Origin of the sequence: Agrococcus sp. TSP3-2-1, from assembly GCF_049897585.1 — a bacterium.
Taxonomy (GTDB): Bacteria; Actinomycetota; Actinomycetes; order Actinomycetales; family Microbacteriaceae; genus Agrococcus.
Genome location: NZ_JAFCWN010000008.1, coordinates 137829 through 146611, shown reverse-complemented (window position 1 = coordinate 146611; position 8783 = coordinate 137829). Strand labels below are relative to the sequence as shown.

General features: G+C 73.0%; 9 protein-coding genes. 6 read left to right on the top strand and 3 right to left on the bottom strand.

The window, feature by feature from the left end:
* Positions 1–540 (top strand): HNH endonuclease signature motif containing protein (locus ACP7BI_RS12225; protein WP_425846675.1); only part of this gene is annotated, 540 nt, incomplete at its 5' end.
* Positions 541–621: 81 nt separating this feature from the next.
* On the opposite strand, the gene ACP7BI_RS12220 is transcribed toward ACP7BI_RS12225, so the two are convergent.
* The gene (locus ACP7BI_RS12220) at positions 622–1854 is read right to left on the bottom strand and encodes an ammonium transporter (RefSeq protein WP_211449004.1); all 1233 of its coding nucleotides are present in this window, start codon (positions 1852–1854) and stop codon (positions 622–624) included.
* Between the two features lie 163 nt (positions 1855–2017).
* On the opposite strand from ACP7BI_RS12220, the gene ACP7BI_RS12215 reads away from it, so the two are divergent.
* Entirely contained in the window at positions 2018–3223 is a 1206-nt protein-coding gene (locus ACP7BI_RS12215; RefSeq protein WP_425846671.1) for a Na+/H+ antiporter NhaA, read from the top strand.
* Positions 3224–3230: 7 nt separating this feature from the next.
* Here the strand turns inward: ACP7BI_RS12215 and zapE are convergent, their stop codons facing one another.
* The gene (gene zapE / locus ACP7BI_RS12210; RefSeq protein WP_425846668.1) at positions 3231–4232 is read right to left on the bottom strand and encodes a cell division protein ZapE; all 1002 of its coding nucleotides are present in this window, start codon (positions 4230–4232) and stop codon (positions 3231–3233) included.
* A 131-nt stretch (positions 4233–4363) separates the two neighbouring features.
* Between zapE and ACP7BI_RS12205 the strand changes: the two genes are divergently transcribed.
* Positions 4364–5254 carry a sulfurtransferase gene (locus ACP7BI_RS12205; protein WP_425846666.1) on the top strand — a complete coding sequence of 297 codons (891 nt, stop codon included), beginning with the start codon at positions 4364–4366 and terminating at the stop codon, positions 5252–5254.
* Positions 5251–5676, top strand: coding sequence for a SufE family protein (locus tag ACP7BI_RS12200; protein ID WP_425846664.1), 426 nt, complete (start codon positions 5251–5253; stop codon positions 5674–5676). Before ACP7BI_RS12205 ends, ACP7BI_RS12200 begins: the two co-directional genes overlap by 4 nt.
* A gap of 6 nt (positions 5677–5682) precedes the next feature.
* On the opposite strand, the gene ACP7BI_RS12195 is transcribed toward ACP7BI_RS12200, so the two are convergent.
* A complete protein-coding gene (locus ACP7BI_RS12195; protein WP_425846662.1) occupies positions 5683–6870 on the bottom strand; it encodes an alpha/beta hydrolase family protein in 1188 nt (395 codons plus the stop codon).
* 22 nt (positions 6871–6892) lie between these two features.
* On the opposite strand from ACP7BI_RS12195, the gene ACP7BI_RS12190 reads away from it, so the two are divergent.
* On the top strand, positions 6893–7489 hold the full coding sequence (locus tag ACP7BI_RS12190) for a DUF3000 domain-containing protein (RefSeq protein ID WP_425846659.1): 597 nt from the start codon (positions 6893–6895) through the stop codon (positions 7487–7489).
* Positions 7490–7538: 49 nt separating this feature from the next.
* Entirely contained in the window at positions 7539–8738 is a 1200-nt protein-coding gene (locus tag ACP7BI_RS12185; RefSeq protein ID WP_425846687.1) for a ribonuclease D, read from the top strand.
* Positions 8739–8783 lie beyond the last annotated feature (45 nt).

Here is an 8783-nt window from a genome sequence, read left to right as displayed (position 1 = left end):
TTCTCCGGCGCCCTGGAGGGCGGGGCGCTCGTCGACGCCGCCACCGTGCGGGCGCTGGCCGCCGAGACGATCACCTGGGAGCGGCTCTTCCTCCACCCCGTCACCGGCGTCCCGGTCGCGGTCGACACCTACAAGCCCAACCGGGCCATGCGGCGCTGGCTGCAGCGCCGCGACGGCCGCTGCCGCTGGCCCGGCTGCACCAACCGCGTCTCCCGCGCCGACGCCGACCACACCATCGCCCACGCCGACGGCGGACCCACGACCCTCTCGAACCTCGCGCACCTGTGCCGACGACATCACCTGATGAAGCACGCGACCGCCTGGACCGTCCGCCAGCTCGACCAGGGCGTCCTCGAATGGACCAGCCCCACCGGCAAGATCTACCTCGACGAACCCGAACCCGCCGGGCCGGCGTTCGTCGACCGCACCCCGGACTACTGGGGCATCCCCCGCGACGAACCGGCCAAGTGCACCGCGAGCGACCCGCCATGGGCACACCTCAACGACTGCACCTGCGACCTCGCCGGCGCCGCACGCTGACCCGTCCTTCCAAGGGCTCGACACACACCCGGCGCGCGATGAGGCCCCGGGCGTGCGCCCGAGGCCCCCACCGAGATCTGCTCAGGCGTTCGCGCGCTCGAGCTCGTACTCGTAGGCCTCCTCGCCGTGCACGATGAGGTCGACGCCCGCGAGCTCGTCCTCGTGCTTCACGCGGAAGCCGATCGTCTTCTCGATCGCGAAGCCGATGACGAATGCGGCGACGAAGGCGTAGAGCATCACGCCGAGCGAGGCGATGAGCTGCACGATGAGCTGGCCGATGCCGCCGCCGAGCAGCAGGCCCGTGTCGGTCGCGAAGAAGCCGAGGTAGACGGTGCCGAGCATGCCGCCGACGAGGTGGATGCCGACGACGTCGAGCGAGTCGTCGAAGCCGAGCTTGAACTTCAGCTCGACCGCGAGGGCGCAGAGCGCTCCCGAGAGCGCACCGAGCAGCAGCGCCCAGCCGGGCGTGAGGTTGGCGCACGCCGGCGTGATGGCGACGAGGCCCGCGACGGCACCCGAGGCGGCGCCGACCGAGGTGGGCTTGCCGTCCTTGAGCTTCTCGACGAGCAGCCACGCGCAGATCGACGCGGCGGTCGCGCCGATGGTGTTGAGCGTGATGAGGCCGGCGTTGCCGAGGCCGTTCAGCCACTCTGCACCCACGTTGAACCCGAACCATCCGAACCACAGGATCGACGCGCCGAGGATCACGAACGGCACGTTGTGCGGCTTGTGCTCGCCCTTCCCGAAGCGGATGCGCTTGCCGAGCACGAAGGTGAGGGCGAGCGCCGCGGCGCCGGCGTTGATGTGCACGGCGGTGCCGCCGGCGTAGTCGATGACCGCGGGCAGGCCGAGCAGCTCGCCGAGCGAGTACGCCCAGCCGCCGCCCCACACCCACGCGGCGATCGGGAAGTAGCCGAGCGTCGCGAAGACGCCCGCGAAGAGCATCCACGCGCCGAACTTCGCCCGGTCGGCGATCGCGCCCGAGATGAGCGCGACGGTGATGATCGCGAAGGTCGAGCCGTAGGCGACGCCGACGAGGTCGGTGTTCGCGCTCTCGCCCGCCGCGAGCGCCGCGAGGCCGAAGTCGCTGAACGGGTTGCCCGAGAAGGCGAGCGGCGAGTCGACCGCCGCCATGTTGAACCCGTAGAGGATCCAGAGGGTGCCGACGAGGCCGATGGCCCCGAACGACATCATCATCATGCTGATGACGCTCTTCGCACGCACGAGGCCGCCGTAGAAGAACGCGAGCCCGGGCGTCATGAACAGCACGAGGGCTGTCGCCACGACGCCGAAGGCGATGCTGCCTGCATCCATGGAGTGCTCCTTGAGGGTCTTGGAAGGGACGTGAGCCGAGCATCCTCCCGCCCTGTTTCGCCCGGCTGCGCGCGTGCGTTTCGGGTTCGTGAACGGATGCGCGGTGCTGTTACGGGCGCGTTTCGGGCGTCGCGCGCTCCCGCCGGATGCAAGGATCGAGGGCATGGCGCTCTCCTGGATCCGCAACCCGCAGGTGTCGGCGATGCTGCTGCTGGGGGCGGCGATCCTCGGCCTCGTGGTCGCGAACACGGCGCTCGGTCCGGGCCTGCAGGAGCTCAAGGGCGCCCACCTGCCGTTCACGATCGTCGGGCTCGACCTCTCAGCCGCCCACTGGGTGACAGACGGCCTGCTCGTCATCTTCTTCTTCGTCGTCGCGGTCGAGCTGCGCTACGAGTTCACGCAGGGCGAGCTGAACTCGGTCTCGAAGGCCGCGGTGCCGACGATCGCGGCCCTCGGCGGCGTCGCGCTGCCGGCGCTCATCTACTTCAACGTCGCGGGCGCCGACGGTGCGCAGGGCTGGCCCATCCCCACCGCGACCGACATCGCCTTCGCCCTCGGGGTGCTCGCGCTGTTCGGCAAGCGCCTGCCGCCGCGCGTGCGCGCGCTGCTGCTCGCGCTCGCGGTGATCGACGACCTCATCGGCATCCTCTTCATCGCGGTCTTCTTCACCGAGTCGCTCTCGATCCCCCACCTGGGTGCCGCGGCCGTCGGCGTCGTGGTGTTCTGGCTGCTCGGCCGCGCCTACCGCTCGCGCCGCGGGAGCCTCGCGTTCAAGGCGCTGCTCGTCGTCGTCGCGCTCGTGACGTGGTGGCTCGTCGCGATGAGCGGCATCCACGCGACGATCGCTGGCGTCGCGCTCGGCCTCGTGCTCGCCCCCGCGCCCGCCGAGTCGGGTCGAGTGCAGCTCGAGCCGCTCTCGAACGGCATCGTGCTGCCGCTGTTCGCGTTCGTCTCCGCGTCGGTCGCGATCCCGCAGGTGCCGCTCGGCGAGCTGAGCCCCGTCTTCTGGGCGATCGTGATCGCGCTGCCGGTCGGCAAGCTCTTCGGCATCGGCATCGCCGGGCTCATCGGCCAAGCGGCGCTGCGCGTGCCGAGGGAGACCCGCGTGCGGGTGCCGGAGCTCGTCGGCGTGGGCCTGCTCGGCGGCATCGGCTTCACGGTGTCGCTGCTCATGAACGAGCTCGCCCACCGCACGACGCCGGAGCTCATCGTCGAGGGCACGCTCGGCGTGCTCGCGGGCTCGCTCATCTCCGCCGCGCTCGGCGGCGCCTACATCGCGCTGCTCGACCGCCGCTACCCCTCGGTCGACACGAGCGAGCGCGCGGCGCTCGACGCCGACGAGCAGCGGCGCCGCACCGACGCGGAGTGACGGGCGCTCAGCCCTCGCCGGCGAGCGCGTGCAGGCGCGAGATCGCCCGCAGGTACTTCTTGCGGTAGCCGCCGCCGAGCATCTCCTCGCTGAAGACGCGGTCGAGGCTCACGCCGCTCGCGCGCAGCGCCACCTGCGCGTCGTAGAGCCGGTCGACGAGCGCGACGAGCCGCAGCGCGTCGTTCTGGTCGGTCAGCACCCGCACGCCGCGGAGGCCGAGCGCCCGCACGCCGTCGACGAGGCCGACGTAGCGCGAGGGGTGCACGTGCGAGAGGTGCGCGACGAGCGCGTCGAAGTCGTCGAGGGCGACCGTGCCGCCGATGCGCTCGAGCTCGCCCGGGATGTCGTCGTCCGCCGTGACGGGCGCGTGGCCCGAGACGTCGCGGTGGCGGTAGTCGTCGCCGTCGATCCGCATGATCTGGAAGCGGTCGGCGATCGCCTGGATCTCGCGCAGGAAGTCGGCGGCGGCGAAGCGGCCCTCGCCGAGCGCGTTCGGCGGCGTGTTGCTCGTCGCGGCGAGCTTCGTGCCGTTCGCGACGAGCTCGCCGAGCAGGCGCGTCATCACCATCGTGTCGCCGGGGTCGTCGAGCTCGAACTCGTCGATGCACACGATCGTCGAGCCCTGCAGCGCGCGCACGGTCTCCGCGTAGCCGAGCGCGCCGACGAGCGCCGTGTACTCGATGAACGTGCCGAAGCGCTTCGGCCCCGGCATCGACTTCCACAGGGCCGCGAGCAAGTGCGTCTTGCCGACGCCGAAGCCGCCGTCGAGGTAGATGCCGGGCTTGACCTCGGGCGCGCGGCGCTTGAAGAGGCCGCGCTTCGGCGCCGTCCAGACGGTCGCGAGCTCGCGCATCCGCTCGAGCGCCTCGGACTGCGCCGGATGCGCGGGGTCGGGGCGGTAGGAGTCGAACGTCGCGCCGTCGAACTGCGGCGGCGGCACGAGACTCGCGACGATCTGCTCCGCGTCGGCCTGCGGCCGGCGATCGACGAGCGAGATCGGTGCGGACATGCGCGCTCCTTCATCGGCGCCGGGCGCCGCGGGGAAGATGGAGTGGGAGGATGGCGTTCTCCCATCGCAGAAGCCTACCGAGGGCGCGATCCGCCCCTCGACGTCACGCCAGCCCCGCAGGAGGAGCATCCATGCCCGAGTCCGAGCCCCGCTTCGACGAGTACGCCGCGCCCGAGCGGCTCGTGTCGACCGAGTGGGTGGCCGCGCACCTCCACGACCCCGACGTCGTGATCGTCGAGTCCGACGAGGATGTGCTGCTCTACGAGGTGGGCCACATCCCGGGTGCGGTGAAGATCGACTGGCACACGGAGCTCAACGACCCCGTGCTCCGCGACTACGTCTCGCCGGAGGAGTTCGCGCGGCTGCTCGGCTCGAAGGGCATCGGCCGTGACACGACCGTCGTGCTCTACGGCGACAAGGCGAACTGGTGGGCGACGTACGCGCTGTGGGTGTTCGCGCTCTACGGCCACGACAGCACGCGCATCATGGACGGCGGTCGCGACAAGTGGATCGCCGAGGGGCGCGAGCTCACGCGCGAGCGCTCGACGCGCCCCGCCGTCGACTACCCCGTGACGCCGCGCGACGACGCGACGCTGCGCGCCTTCCGCGACGACGTGCTGCAGCACCTCGGCAAGCCGCTCGTCGACGTGCGCAGCCCCGAGGAGTACTCGGGCGAGCGCACGACCGCGCCCGCCTACCCCGAGGAGGGGGCGCTCCGCGCCGGCCACATCCCGACCGCGGCGAGCGTGCCGTGGGGCAAGGCGGTCAACGAGGACGGCACCTTCCGCTCCCGCGAGGAGCTCGAGGCGATCTACCTCGACGGCGCGGGCCTGCGCGGCGCCGACGACGTCATCGCCTACTGCCGCATCGGCGAGCGCTCGAGCCACACGTGGTTCGTGCTGCAGCACCTGCTCGGCCTGCCGCGCGTGCGCAACTACGACGGGTCGTGGACGGAGTGGGGATCGCTCGTCGGCGTACCGATCGCGATCGGCACCGAGCCCGGGGAGGTGCCGTCGCGATGAGGCTCACGCCCGCGCTCCAGGAGGCGGTGGATGCGTTCCAGTCGATGGCGGAGCAGGACCGGCTCCAGCTCCTGCTCGAGTACGCCGACGACCTGCCCCCGCTGCCCGAGCGCTATGCCGACCACCCCGACCTCGGCGAGCGCGTCGCCGAGTGCCAGTCGCCCGTCTTCCTCTTCGTCGAGGTCGACGAGCACGTGCACGTGCACGCGACGGCGCCCGAGGAGGCGCCGACGACGCGCGGCTTCGCGTCGATCCTCGCCCAGGGGCTCGAAGGTGCGAGCGTCGAGCAGGTGCTCGCGGTGCCCGCCGACATGCCGCGGCTGCTCGGCCTCGACCGCGCGGTCTCGCCGCTGCGGCTGCGCGGCATGGCGGGCATGCTCGGCCGCATCCAGCGGCAGGTGCGCGAGCAGTCGGCCGGCTGAGCCGCCTCAATCGGCGGTGGATCCGGCGGCTGCGAGCGTCTCGTCGAGCCAGTCGCCGACCTCGCGCTCGTAGCGCGCCCGGTCGAGGTTCCACAGCTTCGTGTGCCGCGCTCGCGTCCACTCGCGGTAGTCGACGAGATCGGGGCGCGCCTCCGCGAGCGACCGCGACGCATCCGGCGGCACGAAGCCGTCGTCGACCGAGTGCAGCAGCAGGATGGGCTGCGAGAGCCCGTCCGCGTGCAGCACGTTGTCGAGCTCGTCGAAGTCGAGGCTGCGGCTGCCGCTCAGCAGCGACGCGGGCGACTCGAGCAGCCGCACGGCGCTCGACGCGAGCCACGCGGGCAGCCTCAGCAGCCCCACCTGCAGCAGCAGGGTCGGCCGCCAGCCGACGACGGGCGAGTCGAGCACGACCGCGGCGATGCGCCGCCGGTGGCGCGAGCGGCGCGCGACCTGCAGCGCGATCTGCCCGCCCATCGACCAGCCGTGGAGCACGACGCGGCGCGCTCCGCGGGCCACGGCGAGGCCGATCGCGTCGTCGACGTCGCGCCACTCGTCGAGCCCGAGCCGCAGCTTGCCGTCGTGGCTCGGCGGCGCCTCCGAGTCGTTGCGGTACGAGACGGCCATGACGGGGATGCCGCGGGAGAGGTAGATGGACGCCGCACGGATCGTCTCGTGTCGCGTGACGCCGCGCCCGTGCACCTGGATGCACCACGTCTCTGCCTGCTGGTCGCCCATGAGCCACGCCGGGGCACCGCCGACCTCGGTCGGCACGGTCACGCGCTCCACCGCATCCGTCACCTGCTCGGGCTCGTGGAGCACGTAGCCCGACCAGCGCGCCGCCGAGACGCCCTCGAGCAGCGCTCGCCCTTCGGCGGCGACGGCGCGCACGACGCTCGAGCCGTCCTCCTCGACGACCGCGCCGAGCACGACGATGCGCTCTCCTACCCGCAGCGCATAGACGCCGGGCAGCCCGGTGTCGAGCGTGCGCGCGAGCCGCACGCCGCGCTCCTCGAGCCCGAGCACCGCGACGTCGTCGGCCTGCTCGCGCGGCAGCGTCACGAGCATCGAGGCGAGCACGGCGGATGCGCCCGTCACGGCGAGCGCGGCGCCCGCGACGACCGCGCCGCCCGCAGCGAGGGCCACGCGGCCCGCGCGCCGGTCTCCGGCGGCGGCGCGCCTCGCTGGGGTGCTCACCCTCGAATCGTAGTCTTGCCGGGTGGACACGAGCAGTGCAGCACCCGGTGCGGAGCCCGAGGCAGTCCGTGCCGCGATCGACCAGCTGCGGCGCGCGGAGCTGCGCAGCGAGCTGTCGGTGCGCGAGATCCCGGCCCCCGGTCGCATCGCGCCGCACTCGTTCGCCATCGCCGCCGACGTCGGCGTGCCCGTCCACGGCCGCGACTCCGACATCGGCACCGGCCGCTTCATCCTCATGCACGACCCTGAGGAGCCCGATGCCTGGGGCGGCGACTTCCGCATCGTGAGCTTCACGCAGGCGTCGCAGGACCCGGAGATCGGCGTCGACCCCTTCCTCGCCGAGGTCACGTGGACCTACTTGCTCGAGGCCCTCGAGCAGCGCGGCGCGGAGTACCACTCCGAGTCGGGCACGGCGACGAAGATCCTCTCGAGCGGCTTCGGCGAGCTCGCCGCGCACGGCGACGGCGCGCAGATCGAGCTGCGCGCCTCATGGACCCCGACGGGCCGCGACTTCGGCGCGCACCTGACCGCGTGGACCGACCTGCTGTGCGCGATCGCGGGCCTGCCCGTGCAGCCCGGCGCCGCCGGCCTCGACGCCCACAGGCGATCGCGTGGCTGAGCCCGCCGAGCGCGAGCCCGAGGCGGAGGCGCCGCAGCTGCCGCACGCCGTGGCGGAGGGCCCCTTCGACGTCATCGTCGACGCGGATGCGCTGCGGCGCGCCGCAGACCGGCTCGCGGCAGGCACGGGGCCGGTCGCCGTCGACGCGGAGCGCGCGAACGGCTTCCGCTACAGCTCGCGCGCCTACCTCGTGCAGCTGCATCGCCGCGGCAGCGGCACGGTGCTCATCGACCCGATCGCGGTCGACGACCTGTCCCCCGTGCAGGAGGCGATCGGCGGCGAGGAGTGGATCATCCACGCCGCGAGCCAGGACCTCCCGTGCTTGCGCGAGATCGGCCTCGAGCCCGCGACGCTCTTCGACACCGAGCTCGGCGCCAGGCTCGCCGGCTTCGAGCGCGTCGGCCTCGCCGCCGTGACCGAGCGGCTCGTCGGCCTGCGGCTCCGCAAGGAGCACGGCGCGAGCGACTGGTCGACGCGGCCAATCCCGCAGTCGTGGCTCGAGTACGCCGCGCTCGACGTCGAGGTGCTCCCGGATGCGCGCGATGCGCTCGCTGCGGAGCTCGAGTCCCAGGGCAAGCAGGAGATCGCCGAGCAGGAGTTCGCGTACGCGCTCGAGCGGCGCCCGAAGCCGCCCGCGGCGGAGCCGTGGCGGCGGCTCTCGGGCCTGCACGCCATCCGCGACCGCCGGCAGCTCGCCGTCGCGCGCGAGCTGTGGCTCGCCCGCGACGCGCTCGCCCGCGAGACCGACACCGCGCCGGGCCGGCTCGTGCCCGACCGCTCGCTGCTCGTCGCCGCGACCTCCGGCGTCGACGCGAAGCAGCGCCTCGCCGCGCGCAAGGACTTCACGGGTCGCGCGAGCCGCTCCGAACTCGACCGGTGGTGGGCCGCGATCGAGGCGGGCCGCTCGACCGATCACCCGCCGGCGCTGCGCGTCAAGAGCGACGAGCCGCCGCCGCCGCGCTTCTGGCGCCAGCGACGGCCCGAGGCCGACGCACGGCTCAAGGCGGCGCGCGCCGTGCTGCAGCAGGTCTCGGACGAGCTCGCGATCCCGGCGGAGAACGTGCTCATGCCCGACACCCTGCGACGCCTCGCCTGGGACCCCATCGAGCCGACCGCGGACGCGATCGGCGAGGGGCTCCGGGCACGCGACGCGCGCCCGTGGCAGGTTGCGGCGACCGCACAGAGGATCGCCGCCGCCTTTGTAGAGGCAGACCAAGCGCCCGCCGAGCCGCCCGAGGCCGAGTCGTAGGAAGCGGCAACCGCCGAGCGGCCACGGGCGTCGGCTTCCTACACT

Excerpts from the sequence above, each read along its gene's own strand:
- ACP7BI_RS12205 (WP_425846666.1), top strand. The coding sequence starts at position 4,364 with ATGCCCGAGTCCGAGCCCCGCTTCGACGAGTACGCCGCGCCCGAGCGG.
- zapE (WP_425846668.1), bottom strand. The coding sequence starts at position 4,232 with ATGTCCGCACCGATCTCGCTCGTCGATCGCCGGCCGCAGGCCGACGCG.
- ACP7BI_RS12220 (WP_211449004.1), bottom strand. The coding sequence starts at position 1,854 with ATGGATGCAGGCAGCATCGCCTTCGGCGTCGTGGCGACAGCCCTCGTG.
- ACP7BI_RS12215 (WP_425846671.1), top strand. The coding sequence starts at position 2,018 with ATGGCGCTCTCCTGGATCCGCAACCCGCAGGTGTCGGCGATGCTGCTG.
- ACP7BI_RS12200 (WP_425846664.1), top strand. The coding sequence starts at position 5,251 with ATGAGGCTCACGCCCGCGCTCCAGGAGGCGGTGGATGCGTTCCAGTCG.